The sequence below is a fragment of the Flavobacterium johnsoniae genome, assembly GCF_001879205.1.
In the GTDB taxonomy this organism is placed as follows: domain Bacteria; phylum Bacteroidota; class Bacteroidia; order Flavobacteriales; family Flavobacteriaceae; genus Flavobacterium; species Flavobacterium johnsoniae_A.
In genome coordinates this window covers 524,074-550,374 of the sequence record NZ_MLFK01000005.1, presented here as the reverse complement: position 1 = coordinate 550,374, position 26,301 = coordinate 524,074, and the positions used below count along the sequence as shown (strand labels likewise).

Below are 26,301 nucleotides of genomic sequence, written 5' to 3'. Positions count from 1 at the left end.
TCACCTAAACTGAACTTATATTACTTATATGGTTTATTTTAAATCAAACAAATCACAAAGCTCGTTTTATCTTCATCCGTTTGGTAACTTAAATAACCGCCGTGTGCTTCAATGATATTTTTAGAAAGTGTTAATCCAATTCCGGCGCCGTCTTTTCTGGTGGTGAAAAAAGGAAGAAATACCTTGTCCTGAATTTCAGGATCAATTCCTCTTCCGTTGTCTGAAATGGTGATAAAAAAGCGGTTATTTTCGGTGTAACTCGATATATACATCTTTTTCTCGCTTTTCTCTTTTAAGGCATACACACTATTGGTAATCAAATTAATAATTACCTGTTCCATTTGGTTTTTATCAATTAAAATAGAACGCGAACTGTGAATATCATTTATCAATTCGATATTTTCTTGTTTCAAAATCGGATTCATGATTCTAATACAATCTTCAAATAAGGAATTGATCGGTGTCATTTGTTTGGTTGGCGTTGGCAGCATCGCCAGTTTTCGGTAATTTTCAACAAAAACCTGCAAATGATCACTTCGATTTATAATTGTCGAAATACTGCTTTTGATATCCTCAAAATCATCTTCTTCTAACTTATCCTGATCTACAATGTGAAGTAAATTTTGCGAAAGTGCCCGAATTGGCGTTAAGGAATTCATTAATTCGTGCGAAATAATCTTCATCAGGTTAATCCACGCTTCTTTTTCTTTTTTCTCAATAACGCGCTGAATACTGTCTAATAGAATAATAAAATACTCTTTCTTGTAACTTTGCGTTCTGGAGGTCTGCAGCATAAAAGTCTGTAAATCCTGCTCTTCAATTTTAATAGAAATAGCCGCTTTTAATTCGCTGAAATCTGTCTTTTCAATTTCCAGGCAAAGCGAAGGCAGATAATTTTTAAGATATTTCCAGTGACTTACTTTGGGAACTTTAAACAAGTCTGAAAAACAGTCGTTCATTAAAAAAATATTCCAATCTTCATTTTCTTTTTCCAGAATTAAAGCTGCGGTATCGATATTATTTAAAAGCGAACGATAAATCAATTCTTTAGAAGTTTGTTCCTGCTGTTGTTCTTTCAGGGTTTCGTATAAAAGATACAGGCTCTTAAAATTATCTCTTTTATTTTCTTCAGGGAAATTGGTTGAGAAATCATTTTTTAAAATAGAAAGCAATGTTCTATCGTAGAACTGCAATTGGTTTTTTACATAAAAATACATTTCGGCAAGCATCAAAAAAGCAAAAAAGCCAACCAAAAGCGCATTGTAATAAAACATTTTATAAATGAGGAAAAAGCAGCAGAAAAAGAGTATCATGACAAACAAAACCCTTACGAAGAATGCGTTATAAAATTTCCAGTTTTTCATTCCTTTATTTTTTTGTTTCACACAGATTTTGCAGATTTAAGTCGATAAAAAATCTCTTTAATTCTTTTAATAAAAATCTTGATTCTTACCTCTTGCTTCTTTCTTTTTAATTCTTCAAATCGTATTTTTCAATTCTTCTATACAAAGCAGCTCTTGATAAACCTAACTCTTCGGCGGTTTTAGAAATGTTTCCGTGATGTTTAAAAAGTGCTTTTTCGATGGCTGTTTTTTCCATTTCAGATAACGGATTATCATCGTTTTCCTGAATTTCCTCAAAATCCAAAATATCCAAATCGGTTACAGAAATAGTGTTATTATCAGCCAAAATCAAAGCACGTTCAATTTTATTTTCCATTTCACGAACATTGCCTTTCCATGGATATCGTTCTAAATACGGCGCCGCGTTTTCGTCAAAACGCCATCTCGAAACTTCGGGACCATGACTGTATTTTTCGGCAATATTGTCTAAAATAAAATTGGCCATGGGAACAATGTCTTCTTTTCGTTCCCGAAGCGATGGCAGGTTTATTTCCATCGTATTAATTCTATAGAGCAGGTCCTCTCTAAAAGTTTTACTTTTCACCTCGGCCTTAATATCATTATTGGTTGCCGAAATTATTCTCACATTCAACGGTCTTGCTTTGCTCTCGCCTAAACGGGTAACCGTTTTAGTTTGCAGAACGTGCAATAATTTTGATTGTAAATGAAGCGGAATATTCCCAATTTCATCCAGAAATATGGTTCCGTTTTGTGCCATTTCAAATCTTCCGGCTGTATCGGTTTTGGCATCGGTAAAAGCACCTTTGGCATAACCAAATAATTCACTTTCGAATAAATTATCACTTAAAGATCCTAAGTCGACATGCACAAAAGATTCGTTTTTTCGCTCTGAATTTTGATGAATAAATTCAGCAAAAACATACTTTCCCGTACCATTTTCACCCAAAATCAATACATTGGCATCTGTTCGGGCTACTTTTTCAGCAATAGAATAGGCTTGTTTTATTTTTGGAGAAGTCCCAACGAAATATCGTTTTTCTTTTTTTTCTTCAATTGTTTTTTTGCTGTTTTTTCTGCTTTCGGCGACAGCCTTATCAATTGTTTCCAATAGTTTTTCGTTGTGCCAGGGTTTTAAAACATAATCAAAAGCGCCAATTTTTATGCCTTCAACCGCTGTGTCAATTTTTCCAAAAGCGGTCATTAAAATTACAACAGTATGCGGTGAGAGTGTTTTAATTTCTTTCAGCCAGTGAATTCCTTCTCGCCCGTCTTCAAAACCAATTCGGTAATTCATGTCTAACAAAACCACATTTATTTCATTTTCATTCAAAATTGAAATGATTTTTTTGGGGCTATTTGTCGTAAAAATCGTTTCAAAATGTTTTTTGAGAATCATTTTGGCCGAAAAAAGAATTTCTTCCTGGTCATCAACAACTAATATTTGGGCTTGTTTTTTTCTCATGCTGTGTTTTTTTGTCCGATTTTGAACGATCAACTGTTCATTATCGAACACCTGTTTTTTTAATGGTTTTTAGAGCCTCTTTAAAATCAATACTTTATAAAAAATAAATTTTGTGGCACAGTATTTACCTATTGGTTATCAGTAAATTATTTAAAAAATGGACAAGGTAATTCCTCGTAAAAATAGAAAATTTAGATATCTCACAATAGCAATTGGAGTTTTTTTAGTTTTGGCTGTAATCATCTTTTTTTCTTTTAGTTCTAAAAGAAGTTTAAATGTAAAAGCAGACGAACTCTCGGTTCAAAAAGTTGAAAAAGCTTTTTTTGAAGATTTTGTTGTTTTTCAGGCAAAAGTAGAACCACTCAACGTAATGCTTGTAAATGTTACGGAAGGAGGATCTGTAAAAGAGATTTTTGTTGAAAACGGCGCAACGGTTACAAAAGGCCAATCGCTGGCTCGTTTGTACAACCCAAATACCGAACTGAATTACTTAACGCAGGAAACAGCGATTATTGAGCAGATTAATAATTTGAATACCGGAAAATTAAACATTAGAAATCAGGAGTTGAACCTAACCAAAGATTTTGTTTTAATCGACCATGATTATAATGACGCTAAAAGGTTATACGATGTTAACGCAAAATTGTTTGCGAAAGATGTGATTTCTAAAAACGACTGGAATACTTTTAAAGAAAGTTTACGTTTTCAGGAAGAACGAAGAAAAACAATTCAGCAAAGCATTCAAAAAGAAAAACAAACCAATCAAATTCAGATTGCTCAAATTAACCGTTCGATTCAAACCATGGAAAAAAGTCTGGATATTTTAAGAAATAACAAAAAGAATTTTTTGATTACAGCCCCGGAAACCGGACGACTAACTTCTTTTGAACCTGTTTTAGGAAAAACGTTTCAGGCCGGAGAAAGCATCGGGAAAATCGATTCAAAACAAGGTTATAAATTATCCGCGAATGTTGACGAGTTTTATTTGGAGAAAATTCGTGAAGGTTTAAAAGGTCAGGTAGAATTTAAAGGAAAAACACTTGAAGTTATTGTAACAAAGGTAATTCCGGAAGTAAAAAATGGGCATTTTATTGTAGAACTGGCTTTTGTATCTAAAGAAAATATCGCTTTACAAGACGGTTTAAGTTTTGGTGTTAAGCTTATTTTATCTGAAAAAAATAAAATCCTGGTACTGCAAAAAGGAAGCTTTAATCAGGAAACTGCAGGAAAATGGATCTTTGTTGTAAAAGGAAATAAAGCCGAAAAGAGAAACATAAAATTAGGAAGAGAAAACCCTTCGTATTATGAAGTTCTGGAAGGATTAAAAGAAGGCGAATCTGTAATTATTTCCTCTTACTCAGATTATAAGGATATCGAAGAGCTTAATATTCAGTAATCAGTCACAGTTTACATTTCACAGTTTACATTTCACAGTTTACAGTTTACAGTTTACACAAAATATAAAAACATCAATCATCAATCAAAAAACGTAATTAATTAACTAATCTTTAAAAGTATGATAACGATACAAAATTTAACCAAAGTATTTAGAACCGAAGAAGTAGAAACTGCGGCTTTGAGCGGTATTAATCTGGAAATTAAAAAAGGGGATTTCCTGACCATCATGGGACCTTCGGGCTGCGGGAAATCGACTTTGTTAAATATTATTGGTCTTTTGGACAGCGCAGACAGCGGAAGCTACAAATTGCTGGATCAGGAAATGATTGGGCTAAAGGAGAAAGGAAGAGCGCAGGTTCGTAAGGAAAATATCGGATTCATTTTTCAGAATTTTAACCTTATAGATGAGCTTTCAGTTTATGATAATATAGAACTGCCATTGCTTTACAACAACGTAAAAGCATCTGAAAGAAAACAAAAAATAGAAGCCATTGCCGAGAAACTAAATATTTCGCACCGATTGAGACATTTTCCGCAGCAGCTTTCGGGAGGACAGCAGCAAAGGGTGGCCGTTGCAAGAGCCTTGGTAAATGACCCAAAAATCATTTTAGCCGATGAGCCGACAGGAAATCTGGACAGTAAAAATGGTAATGAAGTAATGGAACTTTTAACTGATTTACACGCGAAAGGCGCTACAATTTTGATGGTTACCCACTCTGACTATGATGCTTCTTTTTCGCAAAGAACCATTCATATGAAAGACGGAGTTATATTTTCTGAAAAATTAAATCAACGAAATGTTGATGTTTTTATGGACGCTAAATAATTCTAAAAATGATAAATTTTATTATTACCGCAATCTTAGCTCTGGTGGGGTTTGTTTGCACAATTTTTACACTTCTTTAAGGAGTTTTCTAACGCCAAAAACAATAACGCAACTATAAAATTATTCACCATGATTTTTAACTGGTTTAAAATATTTATTTATCATTTAAGGCAAAACAAACTGTTTTCGCTTTTAAATGTTTTAGGATTAAGCATCGGGATTGCCGGTGTGATTTTTGCCATCTTATACTGGAATAACGAACACGCTTACGATCAATGGAACCCGGAGAAAGAAAATGTGTATCAGGTTATGAACGGAATAGGATCAACCGGAGATGTATGGTCTACAAGTTCAATTCCGTTTGGACAGACTTGTAAGGCTACCATTCCTGAAATTGAGCAGATTTGCTTTATGAACGATTGGTATGCAGAGGGGGTAATAAAATATCAGAATAAAAAAATAATTGATAAAAAGATCACAAAAACAGACAGCAACTTTTTTGATTTTTACCCTTTCCCAATAATAAAGGGCGCCAAAAAAGATATCTTAAAAGAAAAAAACAGTGTGGCTATTTCTGAAGATCAGGCTAAACTGCTTTTTAACGACGAAGACCCTATTGGCAAAACGATTACTTATGACGACGACGCTTATATCGTAAAATCTGTTTATCGTATCATAAAACCTTCTTCTGTTGAACCTAATTATGTATTTGGCAATATCATACGCGAAAACGACCTTAATCAATGGGGAAATTTCAGTTACGGCTTAATGATTAAAACCAAAAGAGGCGTTGACGTTAATACTGTTTTAAAGAAAATGCATCATGTTAATTATGTAAACAGAACTTTAAAAGATGCCAAAGAGAGTGGTAAAAGTGTTGCGGACTACATCAAAGAAAACGGTGAAATCAAAATTATACTGGATCAGTTAAAAACACTTCATCTGCACGGTACAAAAACTTCTGGATCAGCTTCTCCGGAAGGAAGCGGGAATTTACAGCTTCTTTACATCATGGGTGGTTTATCCATTTTGATTTTAGTTTTGTCATTGGTAAACTACATTAATCTGGCTACTGCTTCTGCCATAAAACGCGCTAAAGAAGTAGGTGTTCGTAAAGTAGTTGGCGCTTCAAAAAAACAAATTATTACACAATTTATATTTGAAACGGCTATAATTGTTACGCTTTCAATTTTGTTTGCACTGGCAATTGTTGAGCTTTCATTACCATATTACAACACTTTTTTAAGAAAGACTTTGACTATGAATGGCGGCGAATTTTACCTGCAGCTTCTTTTGATTTTTGGATTAGTTATCATTCTTGCTGGTATTTTTCCTGCTATTTATATCTCAAATTTTGAAACCCTAAAAGTTCTAAAAGGTAATTTTTCAAGAAGTAAAAGCGGTATCTGGATTCGAAATTCGATGCTTATTTTTCAATTTGGTATTGCTGCCTTTTTCATTATTGGCGCTTTAATTGTAAATTCTCAGGTTGATTTCATGATGAATAAAGATCTTGGTTTTAAAGGGGATCAGGTAATTAGAATTCCTTTTATCTATAAAGATTATGACAAAAAAGGCCAGAAATACGAAACTACAAAACAGGAAATCCTTAAAATAGCTGGAGTTCAGGAAGTTTCTACTTTTGCCGGTACGTTTGGATACAGCACTAATTCGAGTTCCGGTTTTACCCATAACGGTGTTTTTGTACAGCCTCGTAATGTTGAAATGGATTTTGGCTTTTTAGAAATGATGAAAATTAAAATCGTTCAGGGTCGAAATCTATCTCCAAAATTTGCTTCGGACACAATCGATAACTGGCTTGTTAATGAAACCTTAGTTAAAGACTTAGGGCTCAAAAACCCTATAAACACTGTAATAAACTCAGGCTGGGGAAATGAAAAAGGGAACTTAAAGTTTAAGATCGTTGGGGTTGTAAAGGATTTTCATATTACAGGATTACAAAATAAAGTACCTCCAATGGTTTTTATAAACACTAAAACTTTAAAATGGAATAACTTCCAGAATGTTTATGCAAAAGTTTCTCCGAATAATTTAAGCGAAACTCTGGCGAAGTTAAAAACCTATTGGGAGACCAATGTAAATCCCGACTATCCTTTTGACTATGAATTTGTTAATAAAGGATTTGCTAAAACTTATGAAGAGCAGGTAAAACAAAAAAACTTGTTTTTCATCCTAAATTTAGTCGTAATCATCATTGCAGTTTTTGGATTGTTTGCTTTGGCATCATTTTCGATGGAGAGAAGGCTGAAAGAAATTGCAATTAGAAAAACACTTGGTGCAGAAACGGATGTTTTGCTGAAAGAATTATCAAAACAATATGTACTGTTTTGTTTAATGGGATTTATAATCGGGATTATTCCTGCGTATATTCTATTAAGAAAATGGCTGGAGAATTTTGCTTTCAGGATCGATGTTTCTCCTTTTCCATTCAGCATTGCACTTGTTTTGCTTTTAGTTCTTACTTTACTGATTGTTTTAGCAAAAGCATATCAGGTAACTAAAATAGATATTTTAAAATATTTAAAATACGAATAAACTTGTAGGCCATTTTTAAAAATCCCCGCCAGATTCATTTCTCCAGCGGGGATTTTTATGTTTTTATTTTTGCGCAACAGAATCAGAATAAAGCAGTTTATCCAAACTCTTATCTCGATCGTAAACATCCGGATAAAAACCAATTTCGCCATCATCGTTTACCCAGGCAGTAAAGTACCCTATGTAAATTGGAATTTTATTTTTCAACATGCAAGTTGTTTCTTTTTCACCGCTCATGGCATCATTAATTTTATCTACCGGCCAGTCTGGATTGTCTTTTAATATTTCCAATGCCAGCTGCTTAGCTTCTTTTACGTTAATACAACCGTGGCTGAAGATGCGTTTTTCAAAATCAAACAAACTTTTTGCCGGCGTATCGTGCAGATAAATATCATTAGGATTTGGAAACATAAATTTAACCAGGCCTAAAGAGTTTTGCGGACCCGGTTTTTGCCGCACATTTCCTCCGTTCCATTCCATATTATGATCTGCGAGATAGTTTTTATCTTCGGCCATTTTTAATTTTAATTCATTTTTAATGATACTCGCCGGAACATACCAATACGGGCTAAAAACGATTCGATCAATATTACCGCTGAAAATTACCGTCTCGGTCATTCTTGTGCCCACAAAAACATCCGAAACCAAATCATATTTTCCATTTTTTACATACACCAATCTAAAAGACGGAATGTTAACCATAACATACTCATTTGCTTTCTCAAGTTTTGCAGGAATCCATCGACAGCGTTCCATATTTAGCATAATAGTTCGAATTCTGCTGCTAATTGGCTCATTCATCTGATCTATTTGTTCTTTCGTAAAAGCATAATTCAATTTAAGTCCGTATCTTTTTTTATATTTTAGAACAGCATCCATCATCTCCTGATCATAATATTGACTCTTAGAATCTTCTTTTAAATCGCCCACAACAAACAAACGTTCTCTAATTTGCTGGATAACTTTTCCGCTGTCTAAAGGTTTTAATTCTTTAAAATTTGCTTCATCAATCTGGATTTTTTTCCAAAGGCCCTTTTTCTCAATATTTCGATATCTTTTTAAAACATCCTGAAGTTTATAATATTGGCTGAATAACAGATCTTCATCTTTATTTAATCGGTTTGGATCTCCCATTAATGAATCTAAAATCCTATCATACGAAATTGTTTTGGTTGGAAGAAACCATCCAATCTTTTTCAATGTCTGCGGATCAACACCCGAATATACATTACTCGCATAAAAAACATACATATTAGATAACAAAAGCTCGGTATCTATCTGCGGTAATTTATTAGAAACGTTTTCATTAAAAACATCATCAACCAAATCCATATAGGGCATTTCGGCTTTGATTCCCTGCTCACTTAAAAGATTGACTTTATGATACAATAATGAGCCAAATTCGCTCACACTTTTATCATCATACCAGAGCATGCTGTAATCTTTCTTTTTATAAAGCTCTTCCACATCTTTTTGATATTTACTTAGTTTGGGATATTTTTTAAAAAAGCTGTTTATTGATGTCGCATCGATTTTTCCTAATACAAATTTATCTTTGAGTTTAAAAACGTTTTCAAGCTCTAAAGTCTTATTCAATTTTGTGTTATTGCCTGTCGAATTAAAAGAAAACATTAAAAAACTACAAGCAATCGTTAAAGCAAGGGAAGTAAAATTTCGCATATTTTCAAGGTTTAAATTTTTAAACAAAAAATCATTTTAAAAAATAACGAAAACTCATAAAGAAGCTCCAAAAATAAGTTTTCATGCTTTTTTGTATTATTTGGAATTCTTCGATTTAGGGTAACCAAATTTAGTTAAGATAATTGACATTTTTGTAATTATTGACGTAAATTTCATACGAATTTTTACAGATTAGAAATGAAAGTAAACTTTTGAAAAATAAGGTTTCCAAACATGCGGCTCTGATTTTAATGCTGCCAAAAAATCAATTTTCATCATTTTGACCAATCTCAATATCAATAAATACAATTCAAAAGGGTTTGAATCCGAACTTAATCTGTTATCTTTGCAGTCTGAAATCAGTTTAAATTAACATAGATATTTTAAATCGATTTCTTTCCCATATATAATAGCGCAATAAAATGAAATTAGATAGAAAAGAAATTCTTAAAGCATTAGAAACAATCACTATTGCCGGAGAAGGAAAAAATATGGTTGAAAGCGGTGCGGTTGCTAACGTACTTACTTTTGGCGATGAAGTTGTAGTTGATTTAGTATTACACACGCCAGCCATGCATATCAAAAAAAGAGCTGAAGATGATATTAAAAAAACAATTCACGAATTAATATCTGCCGATGCTAAAATTAAAGTAAATATTAAAGTAGAAACTCCTGAAAAAGCCGAAATTAAAGGCCGTGCTATTCCGGGAATTAAAAATATCATTGCCGTTGCTTCTGGAAAAGGAGGAGTTGGAAAATCAACTGTTACTGCCAACATTGCCGTAACACTTGCAAAAATGGGCTTCAAAGTTGGAGTTTTAGATGCTGATATCTACGGTCCTTCGATGCCGATTATGTTTGATGTTGAAAACGAAAAACCGGTTTCTATTACCGTTGACGGAAAATCAAAAATGAAACCAATTGAAAGTTACGAAATCAAAATGCTTTCTATTGGATTTTTTACAGCACCAAGTCAGGCTGTAATCTGGAGAGGACCAATGGCGGCAAAAGCATTAAACCAAATGATTTTTGATGCAGATTGGGGAGAATTAGATTTCATGCTTCTGGATTTACCTCCAGGAACCGGAGACATTCACCTTTCTATCATGCAGTCGCTTCCAATTACCGGAGCTGTTGTAGTGAGTACGCCACAGGCTGTTGCTCTTGCAGATGCCAAAAAAGGGGTTTCGATGTTTATGCAGGATAATATCAATGTTCCTGTTTTAGGAATTATCGAAAACATGGCTTACTTTACACCAGAAGAATTACCTGATAACAAATATTATATTTTTGGCCAGGAAGGAGCAAAAAATCTTGCAGAAGATTTAAATGTTCCGTTTTTAGGAGAAGTTCCAATTGTACAGTCGATTCGTGAAGCAGGAGATTACGGACGCCCGGCCGCTTTACAGACTGCATCGCCAATCGAAAAAGTTTTTGAAGAAATTACACGAAATGTAGTTCAGGAAGTTGTAAACAGAAACGAAAGTCTTCCGGCTACTGAAGCTATCAAAATTACTACTATGGCAGGCTGCTCTGCAGTAAAGAAAAATTAACTTAATGAGATAATAAGATAATTGGAAAATTAAATAATTGTTTATAACAAACAGGCAATTATAACATTTTCTAATTGACTAATTTTCTAATTGACAAATATTATGACAACAGAAGAATTAACAAATAATGTTTTATTGGCTTTAGATGAGATTAGGCCATTTTTAAAATCCGATGGCGGAGACATTACGCTAATATCTATAGACGAAGACAAGCATGTTAAAGTTCGTCTTGAAGGAGCATGTATCAGCTGTAGTGTAAATCAAATGACACTTAAAGCAGGAGTTGAAACAACTATAAAAAAATATGCGCCGCAAATTGAAACTGTGGTTAATATTATGTAACAAAATGCGTTACATTTAGGCTGATTTCCATCTCGTCAAATTAACAAGAATAATAAACCTTTAAGTGATTGTTTTGCTAAAAACTCAACCGAAAAGCCTTTTTTAAGCGTCTTATTGAGGATTTAGTAAAAAACAATGCAAAGATTTAAGAGTTTCAGTTAAGTAATTGTTACATTTTTAACTTAAATTTGTAACATAACCCTAAATCTGAAATCTATGAAAAAGCTTTACACTCTATTTTTATTATTGTTTTTTGTGACTGTAAATTATGCTCAAAGTAAAACGGTTATTGCTGACAGGGCTTGGGTAAACGAATCAGAAGAATGGACTGATTTTTCATATGCAGGACGAATTGTATTTTCAATCAATCCAAACGAGCAGCCAGGCAGCCTGAGAATTGGAAATTATGACTTTCTGTATGATTTTGTCGAAGGAAAAGGCAAATTTTCAAACAAAGCCACATACAGTTCAGCAGCATTTTCAAATCCAAGAAAAGTATCTGCAACAACAGATAAACAAGGCGTTTTGAATACAACTTATGAAGGAACATTGATTTTTCAGTCTGATAAAGATTATTACTCTGTAATTGCAATCGTTACAATTCTTGAAAAAGATGATAATGTTCTAGGTGTAAAAATGCGTCTTAAAGAAGGAAACAGAAGAGAGTACGCGTTTAGCACAAAACCAACAAGCTAATATTAATAAAGGATTTTTTCACGTTATAAAATCCTGAGCAATAAAATTCCAATAATTAAAAATGGATGTATTAATAAAGATTAAAGATCGAGAAGGAGTTATACACGAATTGCAGGCTCCAACTGATATGGCAATGAATATAATGGAGTTATGCAAAGCATACGAACTTCCTGTGGAAGGAACCTGCGGAGGAATGGCAATGTGCGCTTCCTGCCAGTGTTATGTTCTTAACGATGTTGCATTACCTGAAATGGGAGATGAAGAAGAAGCCATGCTTTCGGAAGCATTTTACGTTAAATCTAACAGCCGTTTAGGTTGTCAGATACCAATTACTACAGAATTAGAAGGACTGGAATTAGAACTGGCCCCTGAATACTAAAATAAAAATTTCAATCCCGAAGCTTCGGGGATAAAATTCCAAATTACAATAGGACACAAAATACTATTGTAATTTGGATTTTTTATTTAGAATTACAACGACAGACCTGTTGGGTCAAAAGGCTCAAATTCTCTTTCTGAAAAGGCTTCTGTCAAAATTCCGGACGAACATAACCAGGTAATGGTTTCTTCAAGTGTATTTCCGGCTTTATAAATCATTTCGCTGTATCTCGGCAGAATGTAATATTGATTGTTTAGCAGAATGATTTCATCTCCGTCAAAAGTATCTCCAATTCTAATGGATTTAAGCACTTCTTCTTTTGTTAAAACATCTTTTCCTTCATCCCAAAACCAATATTCTGTAATGCGTTTTCTCCATTCTTCGAGAGTTAATATTATAGTTTCAGGAAGGAACATCCTTACATAAGTACCGCCCAAAATTCCGCTTCCGTATTGTAAAACGTACTCTTTATAATCTTCATCAAAAAGAACATTTAATGTTTTTTCGCAGGCTAGAATCTCTGCTTCATCGGCTGTAAATAAATCCGTTTTATTAGTCTGGTAATTTGGGATTATTTTGTAGTTATCGAAATTCATAAAATCTAATTTTAACTGCTAAGTTACCAATTAATAAAAATATTTTTTCACAAAAAAACCGTAATTACATTGCTGCAATTACGGTTTTCTCTTTATAACAATTTTCTTTAATCTTTCAGATTTATACCAAACCTGCCTGAATTAAGTATTCAGCGATTTGAATCGTGTTTGTTGCAGCTCCTTTTCTCAAGTTATCAGCAACAATCCACATATTTAATGTATTTGGCTGGCTTTCGTCACGACGAATTCTTCCAACAAAAACATCATTTTTACCTTCTGCATATAATGGCATTGGGTAGGTAAAGGTATCTAAATTATCCTGCACCACTACTCCATCAGTGTTATGCAGAATTTCACGAACTTCGCTTACATCAAAATCATTTGTAAACTCAACGTTTACCGCTTCACTGTGTCCGCCTACGACTGGTACACGAACTGCAGTAGCAGTAACTCTAATAGTATTATCACCAAGGATTTTTTGAGTTTCGCGAACTAATTTCATTTCTTCTTTAGTGTATCCGTTTTCTTCAAAACTATCACAGTGTGGAATTGCATTTCTGTGAATTGGATATTTGTAAGCCATATCACCTTGAATTCCTGCGTATTCGTTCTCTAATTGTTTTACCGCTTTTACGCCCGTACCTGTGATCGATTGGTAAGTAGAAACAATAATTCTTTTGATATTGTATTTTCTATGCAAAGGAGCCAAAGCCAATACCATTTGAATAGTTGAGCAGTTTGGGTTTGCAATAATTTTATCTTCTTTTGTTAATACAGAAGCATTGATTTCCGGAACCACTAATTTTTTACTCGGGTCCATTCTCCATGCCGACGAGTTATCAATAACGGTTGTTCCGGCAGCAGCAAATTTTGGAGCCCATTCTAATGAAGTATCTCCTCCCGCAGAGAAAACAGCAATATCTGCTTTCATATCTACTGCAGTCTGTAAACCAACAACTTTATATTTTGTTCCTTTATATTCAATTTCTTTTCCTACTGATCTTTCAGATGCAACAGGAATTAATTCTGTAACAGAAAAATTTCTTTCCGCTAAAACTTTAAGCATTACTTCGCCCACCATTCCGGTAGCGCCTACAACCGCTATTCTCATTTTTATATTTTTATAATATCAATTAATCTAATTTGAGTTACAAAAGTAGCTATAATAAAAAACAAAACAATGTGCTTCACAAAAAATAACAAAATGTTATAATTCAAACAAAACACAAAAAAACCGCTCCAATCAAGAAGCGGTTAAGTTAGACTTAGTGCAGCGGTATATTGTATTATTGTTTATTTTTCAATAAATCTCTAATTTGAGTAAGCAATTCTTCCTGAGTTGGTGCTGCAGGTTGATTTGGAGCTGGTTCTTCTTTCTTTTTAAGACTGTTTATTCCTTTAATTATCAAAAACAAAACAAAAGCCACAATAATAAAGTTAATTACTGCCGAAAGAAACATACCATACTTAACGCCGCCAAAAGCTGTTAAATCTTCTATTTTTGACAAATTAGCTGCATCTAAAGCAGGTTTTAATACCAAGGGCGTAATTACATCTTCGATAAATGAGCTCACAATTTTACCAAAAGCAGCTCCAATAATTACTGCAACAGCAAGATCAACTACGTTGCCTTTCATTGCAAATGCCTTAAATTCTGAAAAAAATCCCATATCTGATTTGTTTATATTTATAATAATTGAATATCGAAAATACGGAATTTTCCTGAAAGTTTCCTAAAACTATCTAAAAAATACCCTTTTTACTCGCTGCGAAATGCTTGTCATTATTTCATACGGAATGGTTTTCAATGCTTCAGCCATTTCAATAACAGTTGGGCTTTCGCCGAAAATAATTACCGAATCGCCTTCTTTGCAGTCTATATGACTTACATCTACCATTAACATATCCATACACACGCTTCCTAGGATATAGGCTTTTTGATTTTTAATGGTCACAAAACCAACCTGATTCCCCCAAAGTCTCGAAATTCCATCGGCATAACCTATTGGGATTGTCGCAATTTTGGTTTCCTTTTCAGCCATAAAACGTCGTCCGTAACCTACACTGTCTCCAGCCGGAATAGTACGAACCTGAGAAATAATCGATTTTAAAGTTCCCACATTCTCCAGGTACTTTTGTTCTGATGAATCGTTAGAAACGCCATATAATCCGATTCCTAAACGGACCATATTAAATTGCGCATCCGGAAAATTACTGATTCCGGAAGTATTTAAAATGTGACGAATTGGGTTTATGTTTAATTCTGCGATTAATTTTGAAGATAATCTGTCAAATAAACTGATTTGTTTTTCTACAAATTCAAAATGTTTTGGCTCGTCGCTTGTTGCCAAATGCGATAAAACACTTTGAACACGAACAGTTGAATTTCCTTTTAAAGTTGCAATCAATTCATCAATCGTATTGTCTTCAAAACCCAAACGATGCATTCCTGTATCTATTTTTATATGAATTGGGAAATCTTTCAAATTCTTTTCCCTTGCAATTTTCAAAAAAGCATTTAATCCTTTTATACTGTAAATTTCCGGTTCTAATTTATATTGAATTATCGAAGGAAAACTCGTCGATTCCGGATTCAAAACCATAATTGGCAGTTTAATGCCTCCGTTTTTAAGTAAAATTCCTTCATCGGCGAAAGCCACACCTAAATAATTTACTTTGTTGTGTTCGAGTAATTTTGCAATTTCGAGTCCGCCGTTTCCGTAACCAAAAGCTTTCACCATCACCATGATTTTTACATCTTCGGCAAGTTTTGATTTGAAATAATTTAAATTGTGACTGATTGCATCCAGATTGATTTCGAGAACTGTTTCGTGTGTTTTTTCTTCAAGCATCGAAACAATTTCTTCAAACTGAAATGATCTTGCGCCTTTTATCAAAATCGTTTCATTATGGAAATTCAAATCTTCGATTGCCGCTATAAATTCAGCAGTATTTTGAAACATGGTACTGTTTGGGAATTTAGCAGCAAAAGACGAAATCGTAGTTCCTATTCCAATTACACGGTTTATTTTATTATCGGAAATTAACTGGGCTACCTTTGAATATAATTCTTCGTTTGAAAAGCCGCTTTGAAAAATATCTGAAAGGATGACGGCTTTGGAAGCATTCTTTTTCTGGCTTTCCAGAAAGTCCAAAGCAATTTTCAGCGATTGAAAATCGGAGCTGTAACTATCGTCGATCAAACTGCAATTATGGATTCCGTTTTTAACTTCCAGACGCATTTCAACCGGATAAAGCATTTTCATACGGTTTTGAATAACTGCAAAATCATATTTAAAATGCAGCAAGACCAATAAACAGGAAATGGCATTTTCAATAGAAGCCGAATCGCTGAACGGAATTTCTAAATCGAAAACTTCGTTTTTATATTGATATTTAATTTGAGTTGAATCGTTTTTAGTTTCTTTTTTCAGAATAAAAACATCGGCGCTGTCATCTGTAAAACTCCATGAAAAAAGTTTTCTCGGATGCATCATATATTCGGCTGCAAACTGAGTTAAACACGAATCTACAACTTCATTTTTTTGATAGATAATGATTGGGCAGTCCTTAAACAGAAGTAATTTTTCGTCAATCTTCTGCACTAAATTCAAAAATCCTTCGTCGTGCGCACTTCCAATATTAGTAAGTACTCCAATCGTAGGTTTTATGATTTTCTCCAGATTAACCATTTCATTAACCGTTGAAATTCCGGCTTCGAAAATCCCTAGATTGTGTTTTTCGTTTATAGCGATTACAGAAAGCGGTACGCCAACCTGCGAGTTATAGCTTTTCGGACTTCGGATAATGTTATAATCCGGGCTTAACAGAAAATTAAGCCATTCTTTTACGATAGTTTTTCCGTTGCTTCCAGTTAACCCAATTATAGGAAAATCGAATAATTGACGATAATAACCGGCCAATTCCTGAAGTGCTTTCAGCGTATTTTTTACGACGAAAAAATTGGCTTTATCTTTTACATTTTCGGGAATATACTGCACAACGAAATTTTGAACGCCTTTTTCTATCAGTTCCGGGATGTACAAATGAGCGTCGTTATTGACTCCTGAAAGGGCAATAAACAATGTTTTGGATCCGTTTTGTAAAGAACGGCTGTCGATCGAAATGTGATCAACAAAAATATCAGTATCTGAGCCTATCCATTGGGCGTTAAAAACGGGGATAAGGCTTTTTAAATTTATGCTCATTTAGAAATTTCTTTTTGTCAAATTTAAAAAAAGGTTTGCCATGAATTTGCCAAATTTTCAATAATTATTTATTTGTTGCATGCTTAATTTATAGCCACAGATTAAGAGATTTTAATGATTTTTTTAAAAGGGCTTGCCACGAATTGCACGAATTAATTTATTTACTGCATGTTAAATTTATCGCCACAGATCAAAAGATTTCCAATAATTATAAAATCACTAAATCTTGAAATAATAATTCGTACAATTCGTGGCAAATAAAAACCTAAATCTTTTAATCCTTTAATCTGTGGTAAAAAAACTAAACCACATAAATCTTTAAATCCTGAAATCTGCCGCAAAAAATTAAACAATAATTTGTGAAAATTGGTGCGATTCATGGCAGAAAACATTATTATATTTGTTCAATACCACAAAAATAAAGCATTTTGAAAAAGATACTTCCACTATTCTCCTATATACTCCATCCGATTTTTATATCGATGTATGCTACATTATTTTACTTGTATTGTAAAGATGATATTTTTACAACGCAGGAAAAATACTTTGTTTTATTTCAAATATTGGTTATTACGATTATCGTTCCGGTATTGTTTTTTATGCTGCTCCGTTCTACAGGACACGTAAAATCGATGATGCTTCCAGAAACTTCACAACGCCTTATTCCTCTTGTGCTCCAATGTTTCTTATATATTTTATTAGTTAAAAGAAGTATTGTGATAATGCGATATCCAGAACTTCACTTCTTTTTTCTGGGTGCCTTATTTACCACCATTTTAGCTTTGGTTTTGTCTCTTTTTAAAATCAAAGCGAGCCTGCATGTAGCAGCAATAAGCGGGTTTACAATATTTGCAATTGGGTTAAATATTCATTTACAGCTGCACAATCCGTATTGGGGTGCGCTTTTAATTTTATTGTCGGGAATTGTCACTTCATCAAGATTAGAAATGGACGCCCACACACCAAAAGAATTACTGATTGGTTTAGTTATTGGTGTTTTACCACAGTTATTGTTCTTGTATTTGTGGTTATAAAATATAAAAAATCAAGCCGGCATTAAGTGTTTTCATGGTAACTTTTTCTCCGGTTAAAGTTGTAGTACCGTCTTTAAACAAAGGGCTTAAGCCATAATACAAATAGAGATTCCAGGTATTATAACCAGTAGAAAGATAAGGTCCGTATTGAAATTTATTAATAGCATCGTTGTTATTGATCCTGTATGTATTTTCGCCGTCGTCTAAAATTGATGTATTCGAGAATACATAACTTAGTTTGACTCCGGCATAAATTCTCCAGAACTTCGTACTTTCATAAGTAGAATTTCGCCATCTAAATTCTATCGGAAGATCAACAGAATATTGTCTGTAGCGATTAGAAACAAACTCGCCATAACTGTTTACATTGTAAATTACAGCACCTGCTCCGTCTTTTGAAATGGTAAGGTTCTGATAATAATTCTGATAACTTAATCCTAAACCTGCAGCTATTGAAACCGTTCTTGATTTATTGACCGGCATATCGCGCAAAAAACCACCCGACAAACCAAGAGAAAATTTATTCTGCTTAAATTGCTGCGGTATATCTGTAAACATATTATAGGTTACAGAAAAATAAAACTGATCTTCTCTATACAACGAATCTATTTTAACTATAGGTTTCACTTCTGCCTTTACATCTTCTTGCGAAAAAGCATTAAAAAACGAAACTAGAAACAAACAGCTAAAAAGTAATCGCATATATTTTTTGAATTTAAAACGGGTTTATAAAACAAACGGTTGACTGGATCAATTTATTTTACTTACAAATATAATATAATGCTAGTTCAGGACGTGATTAGAAAGTAATTATTCTTTTTTTGATTACAAATAATAGCATTCGCTGAAGTTTTTTCAAAGAATATGCAGCAGAAATCAAAAAATGAATTTGTATTTGGGTGATCTTTTATACCTTTGTCGTGCATGAAGAAAAAGCAGCTCATATTAAGTTTCTCATTTGCTGTAACAGTATTGTTCTCAATATTGTTTCAGTCGATACACAGTTATGAGCATATTGTAAAACAGCTTTCAGAAAAACAATGTCATCACGATTATAATGATCCAAATGGCGAAATAACACATCAGCATCACAATTATGATCTTTGTTATGTTTGTAATTCTGCTTTTGAAAGTTTTATTGTTCCTGATAGTTTTTCTTTTCAATTTCATTCTTTCAGCAGCGAAATTCCTTATTTCTTTCCACTGTCTGAAAAGATCTTTTCCATTTCAACCACTTCGTATTTATTACGCGGTCCTCCTGCTTCTATAGTTTCTTAAATTTCGAACCATCGAAATATTTTTACCTTTTTTTAATTTAAATTCAAAGTAACATTGAGTTTCCTCGTCTTATTTATTAAATAAGATCAGAATGCTTTGTTGTTGGTTTTGGATTTCATTTAAAAGAAAAAAAATCAATTTAACTATAGCACATTTTTCAAATGAAAAAAATAATAATTGCCCTTCTTTTAGGGTTTTCGGGCTTGCTTTCTGCCCAAAATTCGGTATCAGGAACCGTAACCGACAATCAAAACCAGCCATTACCAGGCGTTTCTGTATATGCGCCCGAACTGCATAAAGGAACAACAACAGATGCAAACGGAAAATACGAATTAAACAATCTTCCAAGCGGAAGTCTGCGTCTTTCCTTTTCATATGTTGGATACGCTACCCAAAACAATACTATTGCTAAATTAGTCAAGCAGAATACTTTAGACATAACGCTTTTGGAGTCTATTTTAGAAATGGACGAAGTGGTGGTTTCTACCCCCTTCAACAAATTGCAATCGCAAAACGTAATGAAAATCGAGCATGAAAGCATTAAAACTTTACAGCAAAAAGGAACCTCAACGTTAATTGAAGGTTTGGCTACAATTCCGGGAGTTTCACAGATTTCAACTGGAACTTCTATCGGAAAGCCCGTTATTAGAGGTTTAAGCGGTAATCGTGTTTTGGTTTATTCTCAAGGTGTACGTATCGAAAACCAGCAGTTTGGGGACGAACACGGTTTGGGTTTAAATGATGCCGGAATCGAAAGTGTTGAAGTTATCAAAGGCCCTGCATCATTACTATATGGTTCTGATGCCTTGGGAGGCGTTTTATATTTTAATCCCGAAAAATTTGCTGACGCAGGTACTTTTAGAGCCAATTTCAGTCAAAAATATTTCACCAATACACAAGGAAGCAATTCTTCAATTGGATTAAAAACTTCTACCGACAATTGGAAATTCCTGGCGCGAGGAAGTTACAACACGCATTCTGATTATAAAATTGCCGACGGCGACCGTGTAACAAATTCACGTTACAATGAAACCGATTTTAAAACGGGAATTGGTTACAGCAACTCAAGTTTTTCAAGTGTTTTGAGATACAATTATAACAAACTGGATATTGGAATTCCAGAAGATGGAATTGCAGAACAATCTTCAAGCAAAGACACTCAATTTCCAAGACAGGGAATTTTTAATCATTTGTTGAGTTTGAATAATGTTATCTTTTTTGAAAACTCAAAATTAGACGTTGATTTAGGTTACATTTCGAACGACCGAAGCGAATTTGAAGACAGCAACGAAGCTTCTCTTCACATGAAACTGAATACTTTCAATTACAACGCAAAATACCATTTCCCTAAATTCGGAAAAATCGAAACTATTATAGGGGTTCAGGGAATGCATCAAACCAATAAAAATTCGGGAGAAGAATACTTAATTCCGGATGCAGTGACAAATGATTTTGGTGTTTTTGGAACTGCAAATTACGAATGGGATAACAGCGTTTTACAAGCCGGACTGCGTTTTGACAACAGAAACATTACGTCTGATGCACACGGAACTGAAGGCGAAGAAGGTTATTTCCTTCCTCTTGACAGATCTTTTGACAGCTTTAATGCCTCATTGGGATATAAAGCAAAATTAGCCGAGCCGCTAACGCTTCGTCTAAATGTTGCAACTGGTTTTAGAGCACCAAACTTAGCCGAATTAACTTCAAACGGTGTACATGAAGGAACAAACCGTTATGAAATTGGAAATGCTGACTTAAAAACAGAACAAAACGTTCAGACTGATTTAAACTTAGAATACAAAAACACACATTTTGAGTTTTTCGTAAACGGATTCTACAATCACGTAAACAATTATATTTATACTTCTCCAACTGGGGAAACTCGTGAAGATAATGATGTTTTTGCTTACGTTCAGGATAATGCAAAATTATACGGTGGTGAGGTTGGACTGCATTTTCACCCTCATCCGTTAGACTGGTTACATTTTGAAACCAGCTTTGAAACCGTAACGGGCAAAAAAGACAACGACGATTATCTGCCTTTAATTCCTGCTAATAACTGGAATAATACCATTAGAACCGAATTTAATATCAAAAACTGGTTAAGCGAAGGTTTTGCTTCTTTGAATGTTTCTTCGACTTTTAACCAAGATAATGTAAGCGGTTTCGAAACGGCTTCTAAGGGTTATACTTTGGTGAATTTAGGTTTTGGAGGAACAGTAAAGCTAGGAAAAACAGCTTTTGATGTCAACCTGAACGGAAACAACTTATTTGATAAAAAATACATTGCGCACCTTTCAAGATTAAAAACAGACGGTATTCCAAACATTGGAAGAAACATCGTTTTGGGGGTTAATTTCAACTTATAAGATTTTTATTTAACCGCAAAGACGCTAAGGTGAGCGCAAAGTTCGCAAAAGCAAATAAAACTTTGCGCTCTTTGCGCTTTTTCCTTGCGTACTTTGCGGTTAAACATTTACCAATCTCACAAAAAGTTCTATTTTTGTTACAACAGATAAAAACTAACTATGAAAAAAACATTTTTATTAATGGCACTTACAACTGCAGGGGTTTCGTTTGCACAAACTAAATATCCCGAAACAAAAAAAGGGGAAACTGTCGATGTATATTTTGACACAAAAGTAAGCGATCCTTACCGCTGGCTGGAAGATGATAAATCTGCCGAAACGGGTGCTTGGGTAAAAGCTGAAAATGAAGTAACGTATTCTTATTTAGATAAAATTCCGTTTCGTGAAGAACTAAAAAAACGAATGGAAAAACTTTGGAACTATGAAAAAATAGGTGCTCCATCTAAAGAAGGAAAATTCACGTATTATTCTAAAAATAACGGACTTCAAAATCAATCTGTTGTATACAGAAAAGATCAAAACGGGAAAGAAGAAGTTTTTCTAGACCCAAATACTTTCTCTAAAGACGGAACCACCTCGCTTGGCGGACTAGATTTTTCTAAAGATGGAAATAAAGCAGCGTACTCAATTTCTGAAGGAGGAAGCGACTGGAGAAAAGTTATTATTATTGATGCGGTTTCTAAAAAAGTTTTAGAAGATACTCTGGTTGATGTGAAATTCAGCGGTATTTCTTGGCTTGGAAATGAAGGATTCTATTATTCTAGTTACGACAAACCAAAAGGAAGCGAATTATCAGCTAAAACAGATCAGCATAAATTGTATTTCCATAAGTTAGGAACTTCTCAAAAAGAGGATAAGGTTATTTTTGGTGCCGATCAAAAAAGAAGATATGTTGGAGGTTATGTTACCGAAGACAATCATTATTTAGTAATTACGGCTGCCAATTCGACATACGGCAATGAACTTTATATTAAAGATTTAAAAACCCCAAACAGTCCGATTATTACGATTGTAGATAATTTTAATAATTCGCATTCTATTATCGAAAACGAAGGATCAAAATTATTTATAGAAACAGATTTAAATGCACCTAACGGCCGTGTGGTTTCTGTTGATGTTAGCAATCCAAAACCAGAAAACTGGAAAGATTTTATCAAAGAAACTGAAAATGTTTTATCTCCATCTACAGGAGGAGGATTTTTCTTTGCCAATTATACAAAAGATGCCGTATCATTGGTTTTACAATACGATTACAGCGGTAAATTAGTTCGTGAAATCAAACTTCCCGCAGTAGGAACAGCAAACGGATTTGGCGCAAAAAAGGACGAAAAAACGTTGTATTACAGCTTTACAAATTATACGACTCCGGGCAGCATTTATTCTTTTGAACCAAAATCGGGTAAATCAGAAGTATATCAAAAACCAAAAGTGGATTTCAAAAGTGAAGATTATGAGTCTAAGCAGGTTTTCTACACTTCAAAAGACGGAACAAAAATTCCGATGATTATTACCTATAAAAAAGGAACTAAACTAGACGGAAAAAACCCAACAATCCTTTATGGTTATGGCGGATTCAATATTAGTTTAACTCCAAGTTTCAGTATTGCAAATGCAGTTTGGATGGAAAATGGAGGTGTTTATGCGGTAGCTAATTTAAGAGGCGGCGGTGAATATGGTAAAAAATGGCACGATGCCGGAACAAAATTGCAAAAGCAAAATGTATTCGATGACTTTATCGCTGCTGCAGAATATTTAATTGCTCAAAAATATACTTCATCTGATTATTTAGCTATCCGCGGAGGATCTAACGGCGGTTTATTGGTTGGTGCAACTATGACGCAGCGTCCTGATTTAATGAAAGTGGCACTGCCTGCTGTTGGTGTTATGGACATGCTTCGTTATCACACTTTTACAGCTGGTGCGGGTTGGGCTTACGATTACGGAACAGCTCAGGACAGCAGAGAAATGTTTGAATACTTAAAAGGATATTCTCCTGTTCAAAACGTTAAAAAAGGGACAAAATATCCGGCAACAATGGTAACAACCGGGGATCATGATGACCGTGTTGTTCCGGCTCACAGTTTTAAATTTGCTGCAGAATTACAAGACAAACAAGCGGGAGAAAATCCGGTTTTAATTCGTATTGATGTAAAAGCAGGTCACGGTGCCGGAAAATCTGTTGCTGCTACAATCCAGGAGAATGTAGATATTCAGGCTTTCACACTTTATAATATGGGATTTAAGGCTTTACCTAAAAAATAAAACTTTAATCTTTTAATCTTTATCAGCCACGAATTCACGAATTTTTCGTGATTTCGCGGCTGTTTTTTTTGTTATTATTTACTGTCGCAGATTTGACAGATTCAGCAGATTCTGTGTGCAAAAAATCTGCTGAATCTGCAAAATCTGCGTGAAAAATTAATTCGCGAATTTGCAGCTGACTTTTTTCCTTTAAATTTGAGAAACTAAAAAACCAAACAATGAAAATTATAAAATGGGGAATTATAGGCTGCGGTAATGTAACTGAAGTTAAAAGTGGCCCGGCTTTTCAAAAAGCGCCAAACTCCGCTTTAGTGGCTGTTATGCGAAGAGATGCTGCCCTTGCAGAAGATTATGCCAAACGTCATAATGTTCCAAAATGGTACTCAAATGCAGCCGACTTAATAAACGATCCTGAAGTTGATGCTGTCTACATCGCCACTCCTCCATCTTCTCATAAAGAATATACTATTTTATGTGCCAAAGCTGGAAAACCAGTCTATGTCGAAAAACCAATGGCATTGACTTTTGAAGAATGCAGCGAAATGATAAGCGTTTGCAAAGAACACAACGTACCTTTGTTTGTTGCTTATTACAGAAGAGCTTTACCGCGTTTTCTAAAAATAAAAGAAATAATCGACCAAGGAAAACTGGGAACTATCAGACACGTAAACTGTGTTTTATATCATCCCTTTGAGGAACGTTATGATGACGAAATCAATCTTCCCTGGACCGTTTTACCTCATATTTCTGGTGGAGGAATCTTCGTTGATTTAGCCTGCCATACTTTAGACTTTTTGGATTTTGTCTTGGGCCCGATAAAATCAGTTCGCGGTCATGCAACATCGCAGCTTAAAGCTTACCCTGCAGAAGACGCTGTGTCAATGTCATTTTTGTTCGAAAACGGAATTCACGGAACCGGTTTATGGAACTTTGGCAGTTTTGAACGTTATGACAATGCCGAAATTGTGGGCGATAAAGGTAAAATCTCCTTTTCGACTTTTGGAAACGATCCGATTCATATTCAATATCCAAACGGCGAAAAAGAAAGTATCGCTATAGAAAATCCATTACATATTCAGCAGCCATTTATAGAAACTGTAATTGCCGAACTTTTAGGCAAAGAAGGCGCGTCGCCATCAAAAGGAACCTCAGGCGCAAGGACAACCTGGGTTATTGATGAAGTTTTGAAGGAATTTAGAAATTCTAAATCTTAATATTGTCATTTCGATCCCCAGACTTCGGGAGAGAAATGACAAAAACCAAAAAAAGAGGATATTCTTTCGAATATCCTCTTTTAAAAAAACTATAAAAAACTTCTATAAAATTATAGGCTGTATTTAAGTCCTAGAGTTAAACCTAAACCAGAGATACCAACGTAAGAGCTTAATTCATCCATTGGCTTATCTTTATCAACTCCATTTGGGTTTGTTAAAACATTGTTTGAATTAACATTTAAACCATCTCTATAATTTGTGTGGATTTGCGCTGTAGTTCTAGTAGCTAAAGCATCTTGACCATTTACTGTGAATTCAGTAGTTTCTTTTGTTTTACCATGTACAGTAAAGTTTCTGTATTCTAACTCAGCAAAGGCAGAAATATGTTTTCCTAATTTATAAGACGTTCCTAAAGCCGCTGTAAATCCTAAAGTAGGATTAGGCTTCACTTTATCAACACTATGAACATCTCCAAAAGCTATCGGAGCTCCTGTAGTTTGGTTAAAAGCAATTGGAGCATAGGCATCAGAAGTGATTTCTAAATCTCCATGAATAGGAACTAAAACTCCAACTTTAGTATATGGTTCAAAACCATGAGCTTCACCTAAAAACATTACAAGTGCAGGAGCTACATCAAAAGCACTAATTTGACCTACTGATTTAAAGCTATACACACCACTTGGTGTAATAGGCAAATCTGATCTGGTTTGCGCCATTTTTTTATCATTACTAGTATAATAATTCACTCCTAACTCAACTCCTAAACGTACTGAAAAACGGTAACCAGCAGTTATACCAGTTCTAAAACCTTGTCCGAAAGAACCTGTAACACTTTCTTCAGATACTAATTTTCCTCCAACATAAGTTCTATCCATTGCATCATGTCCTCCAACGGTTGGAAACTCAGTAGAAGCCGTTTGATTAAAATAAGATCCTCCTAATTTAAAATACCAGCTTTCTGGCTTTTCTGTTGTTTGCGCCATTCCCGCCATAGAGCAAACTAATAATCCTAATAAAAATAGGTTCTTTTTCATAATTCTGATTTTAATTGTTTTTTTACAAACTTAGATTTTTTTAACATATT

The 26,301-nt window shown here is 34.2% G+C and carries 21 protein-coding genes; 12 read left to right on the top strand and 9 right to left on the bottom strand.

The genetic code is table 11. The annotated features are described in order from the left end of the window. Positions 1-38: 38 nt before the first annotated feature. Together BKM63_RS07635 and BKM63_RS07630 are read right to left on the bottom strand one after the other, a co-directional pair. Complete coding sequence (locus BKM63_RS07635) at positions 39-1,364, bottom strand: sensor histidine kinase (RefSeq protein ID WP_071636318.1); 1,326 nt, start codon at positions 1,362-1,364, stop codon at positions 39-41. A gap of 106 nt (positions 1,365-1,470) precedes the next feature. Continuing rightward, positions 1,471-2,826, bottom strand: a complete 1,356-nt coding sequence (locus tag BKM63_RS07630) for a sigma-54-dependent transcriptional regulator (protein ID WP_071636017.1) — start codon at positions 2,824-2,826, stop codon at positions 1,471-1,473. A gap of 157 nt (positions 2,827-2,983) precedes the next feature. Between BKM63_RS07630 and BKM63_RS07625 the strand changes: the two genes are divergently transcribed. From BKM63_RS07625 to BKM63_RS07615, 3 genes are all read left to right on the top strand, one after another. Beyond that, the gene (locus BKM63_RS07625; protein WP_071636016.1) at positions 2,984-4,222 is read left to right on the top strand and encodes an efflux RND transporter periplasmic adaptor subunit; all 1,239 of its coding nucleotides are present in this window, start codon (positions 2,984-2,986) and stop codon (positions 4,220-4,222) included. Positions 4,223-4,342: 120 nt separating this feature from the next. Beyond that, positions 4,343-5,050: an ABC transporter ATP-binding protein gene (locus BKM63_RS07620; RefSeq protein ID WP_071636015.1), complete on the top strand. Its 708-nt coding sequence runs from the start codon at positions 4,343-4,345 to the stop codon at positions 5,048-5,050. 129 nt (positions 5,051-5,179) lie between these two features. Next, positions 5,180-7,606 carry an ABC transporter permease gene (locus tag BKM63_RS07615; protein ID WP_071636317.1) on the top strand — a complete coding sequence of 809 codons (2,427 nt, stop codon included), beginning with the start codon at positions 5,180-5,182 and terminating at the stop codon, positions 7,604-7,606. A gap of 63 nt (positions 7,607-7,669) precedes the next feature. Here BKM63_RS07615 and BKM63_RS07610 read toward each other — a convergent pair whose 3' ends face one another. After that, complete coding sequence (locus tag BKM63_RS07610) at positions 7,670-9,286, bottom strand: L,D-transpeptidase family protein (protein ID WP_071636316.1); 1,617 nt, start codon at positions 9,284-9,286, stop codon at positions 7,670-7,672. Positions 9,287-9,708: 422 nt separating this feature from the next. On the opposite strand from BKM63_RS07610, the gene BKM63_RS07605 reads away from it, so the two are divergent. The 4 genes from BKM63_RS07605 to BKM63_RS07590 all read left to right on the top strand — a co-directional run bounded on the left by BKM63_RS07605 (position 9,709) and on the right by BKM63_RS07590 (position 12,256). Next, entirely contained in the window at positions 9,709-10,839 is a 1,131-nt protein-coding gene (locus tag BKM63_RS07605) for an Mrp/NBP35 family ATP-binding protein (RefSeq protein WP_071636014.1), read from the top strand. Between the two features lie 102 nt (positions 10,840-10,941). Next, positions 10,942-11,181 carry a NifU family protein gene (locus BKM63_RS07600; protein WP_026727037.1) on the top strand — a complete coding sequence of 80 codons (240 nt, stop codon included), beginning with the start codon at positions 10,942-10,944 and terminating at the stop codon, positions 11,179-11,181. Between the two features lie 216 nt (positions 11,182-11,397). Continuing rightward, positions 11,398-11,877: a hypothetical protein gene (locus BKM63_RS07595; RefSeq protein WP_071636013.1), complete on the top strand. Its 480-nt coding sequence runs from the start codon at positions 11,398-11,400 to the stop codon at positions 11,875-11,877. Between the two features lie 61 nt (positions 11,878-11,938). Then, positions 11,939-12,256: a 2Fe-2S iron-sulfur cluster-binding protein gene (locus BKM63_RS07590; protein ID WP_026982672.1), complete on the top strand. Its 318-nt coding sequence runs from the start codon at positions 11,939-11,941 to the stop codon at positions 12,254-12,256. Between the two features lie 92 nt (positions 12,257-12,348). On the opposite strand, the gene BKM63_RS07585 is transcribed toward BKM63_RS07590, so the two are convergent. The 4 genes from BKM63_RS07585 to BKM63_RS07570 form a co-directional block, all read right to left on the bottom strand. Continuing rightward, entirely contained in the window at positions 12,349-12,852 is a 504-nt protein-coding gene (locus BKM63_RS07585; RefSeq protein ID WP_071636012.1) for an SMI1/KNR4 family protein, read from the bottom strand. A gap of 121 nt (positions 12,853-12,973) precedes the next feature. Beyond that, positions 12,974-13,963: an aspartate-semialdehyde dehydrogenase gene (locus tag BKM63_RS07580; protein ID WP_071636011.1), complete on the bottom strand. Its 990-nt coding sequence runs from the start codon at positions 13,961-13,963 to the stop codon at positions 12,974-12,976. Positions 13,964-14,138: 175 nt separating this feature from the next. Next, positions 14,139-14,522, bottom strand: coding sequence for a large conductance mechanosensitive channel protein MscL (gene mscL / locus BKM63_RS07575; RefSeq protein WP_071636010.1), 384 nt, complete (start codon positions 14,520-14,522; stop codon positions 14,139-14,141). 69 nt (positions 14,523-14,591) lie between these two features. After that, the gene (locus BKM63_RS07570; protein WP_071636009.1) at positions 14,592-17,060 is read right to left on the bottom strand and encodes a bifunctional UDP-N-acetylmuramoyl-tripeptide:D-alanyl-D-alanine ligase/alanine racemase; all 2,469 of its coding nucleotides are present in this window, start codon (positions 17,058-17,060) and stop codon (positions 14,592-14,594) included. 428 nt (positions 17,061-17,488) lie between these two features. Here BKM63_RS07570 and BKM63_RS07560 point away from each other — a divergent pair, with 428 nt between their 5' ends. Next, positions 17,489-18,094 (top strand): hypothetical protein, encoded by a 606-nt coding sequence (locus BKM63_RS07560; protein WP_071636007.1) that lies wholly within the window; start codon positions 17,489-17,491, stop codon positions 18,092-18,094. Here BKM63_RS07560 and BKM63_RS07555 read toward each other — a convergent pair. Next, positions 18,089-18,796: a porin family protein gene (locus BKM63_RS07555; RefSeq protein WP_071636006.1), complete on the bottom strand. Its 708-nt coding sequence runs from the start codon at positions 18,794-18,796 to the stop codon at positions 18,089-18,091. The genes BKM63_RS07560 and BKM63_RS07555 overlap by 6 nt on opposite strands. Before the next feature lie 222 nt (positions 18,797-19,018). Between BKM63_RS07555 and BKM63_RS07550 the strand changes: the two genes are divergently transcribed. From BKM63_RS07550 to BKM63_RS07535, 4 genes are all read left to right on the top strand, one after another. Then, positions 19,019-19,372, top strand: a complete 354-nt coding sequence (locus tag BKM63_RS07550; protein ID WP_071636005.1) for a hypothetical protein — start codon at positions 19,019-19,021, stop codon at positions 19,370-19,372. Positions 19,373-19,533: 161 nt separating this feature from the next. Continuing rightward, the gene (locus BKM63_RS07545; protein ID WP_071636004.1) at positions 19,534-21,741 is read left to right on the top strand and encodes a TonB-dependent receptor; all 2,208 of its coding nucleotides are present in this window, start codon (positions 19,534-19,536) and stop codon (positions 21,739-21,741) included. Between the two features lie 159 nt (positions 21,742-21,900). Continuing rightward, complete coding sequence (locus tag BKM63_RS07540) at positions 21,901-24,003, top strand: prolyl oligopeptidase family serine peptidase (RefSeq protein ID WP_071636003.1); 2,103 nt, start codon at positions 21,901-21,903, stop codon at positions 24,001-24,003. A 218-nt stretch (positions 24,004-24,221) separates the two neighbouring features. Next, complete coding sequence (locus BKM63_RS07535) at positions 24,222-25,217, top strand: Gfo/Idh/MocA family protein (RefSeq protein ID WP_071636002.1); 996 nt, start codon at positions 24,222-24,224, stop codon at positions 25,215-25,217. A 110-nt stretch (positions 25,218-25,327) separates the two neighbouring features. Here the strand turns inward: BKM63_RS07535 and BKM63_RS07530 are convergent, their stop codons facing one another. After that, positions 25,328-26,251, bottom strand: a complete 924-nt coding sequence (locus BKM63_RS07530; RefSeq protein WP_071636001.1) for an outer membrane beta-barrel protein — start codon at positions 26,249-26,251, stop codon at positions 25,328-25,330. Positions 26,252-26,301: the final 50 nt, after the last annotated feature.

Excerpts from the sequence above, each read along its gene's own strand:
- BKM63_RS07610 (WP_071636316.1), bottom strand. The coding sequence starts at position 9,286 with ATGCGAAATTTTACTTCCCTTGCTTTAACGATTGCTTGTAGTTTTTTA.
- BKM63_RS07550 (WP_071636005.1), top strand. The coding sequence starts at position 19,019 with ATGAAGAAAAAGCAGCTCATATTAAGTTTCTCATTTGCTGTAACAGTA.
- BKM63_RS07545 (WP_071636004.1), top strand. The coding sequence starts at position 19,534 with ATGAAAAAAATAATAATTGCCCTTCTTTTAGGGTTTTCGGGCTTGCTT.
- BKM63_RS07615 (WP_071636317.1), top strand. The coding sequence starts at position 5,180 with ATGATTTTTAACTGGTTTAAAATATTTATTTATCATTTAAGGCAAAAC.
- BKM63_RS07570 (WP_071636009.1), bottom strand. The coding sequence starts at position 17,060 with ATGAGCATAAATTTAAAAAGCCTTATCCCCGTTTTTAACGCCCAATGG.
- BKM63_RS07535 (WP_071636002.1), top strand. The coding sequence starts at position 24,222 with ATGAAAATTATAAAATGGGGAATTATAGGCTGCGGTAATGTAACTGAA.
- BKM63_RS07635 (WP_071636318.1), bottom strand. The coding sequence starts at position 1,364 with ATGAAAAACTGGAAATTTTATAACGCATTCTTCGTAAGGGTTTTGTTT.
- BKM63_RS07620 (WP_071636015.1), top strand. The coding sequence starts at position 4,343 with ATGATAACGATACAAAATTTAACCAAAGTATTTAGAACCGAAGAAGTA.
- BKM63_RS07580 (WP_071636011.1), bottom strand. The coding sequence starts at position 13,963 with ATGAGAATAGCGGTTGTAGGCGCTACCGGAATGGTGGGCGAAGTAATG.
- BKM63_RS07590 (WP_026982672.1), top strand. The coding sequence starts at position 11,939 with ATGGATGTATTAATAAAGATTAAAGATCGAGAAGGAGTTATACACGAA.
- BKM63_RS07600 (WP_026727037.1), top strand. The coding sequence starts at position 10,942 with ATGACAACAGAAGAATTAACAAATAATGTTTTATTGGCTTTAGATGAG.
- BKM63_RS07605 (WP_071636014.1), top strand. The coding sequence starts at position 9,709 with ATGAAATTAGATAGAAAAGAAATTCTTAAAGCATTAGAAACAATCACT.
- BKM63_RS07530 (WP_071636001.1), bottom strand. The coding sequence starts at position 26,251 with ATGAAAAAGAACCTATTTTTATTAGGATTATTAGTTTGCTCTATGGCG.
- BKM63_RS07540 (WP_071636003.1), top strand. The coding sequence starts at position 21,901 with ATGAAAAAAACATTTTTATTAATGGCACTTACAACTGCAGGGGTTTCG.
- BKM63_RS07625 (WP_071636016.1), top strand. The coding sequence starts at position 2,984 with ATGGACAAGGTAATTCCTCGTAAAAATAGAAAATTTAGATATCTCACA.
- BKM63_RS07630 (WP_071636017.1), bottom strand. The coding sequence starts at position 2,826 with ATGAGAAAAAAACAAGCCCAAATATTAGTTGTTGATGACCAGGAAGAA.
- BKM63_RS07585 (WP_071636012.1), bottom strand. The coding sequence starts at position 12,852 with ATGAATTTCGATAACTACAAAATAATCCCAAATTACCAGACTAATAAA.
- BKM63_RS07555 (WP_071636006.1), bottom strand. The coding sequence starts at position 18,796 with ATGCGATTACTTTTTAGCTGTTTGTTTCTAGTTTCGTTTTTTAATGCT.
- mscL (WP_071636010.1), bottom strand. The coding sequence starts at position 14,522 with ATGGGATTTTTTTCAGAATTTAAGGCATTTGCAATGAAAGGCAACGTA.
- BKM63_RS07595 (WP_071636013.1), top strand. The coding sequence starts at position 11,398 with ATGAAAAAGCTTTACACTCTATTTTTATTATTGTTTTTTGTGACTGTA.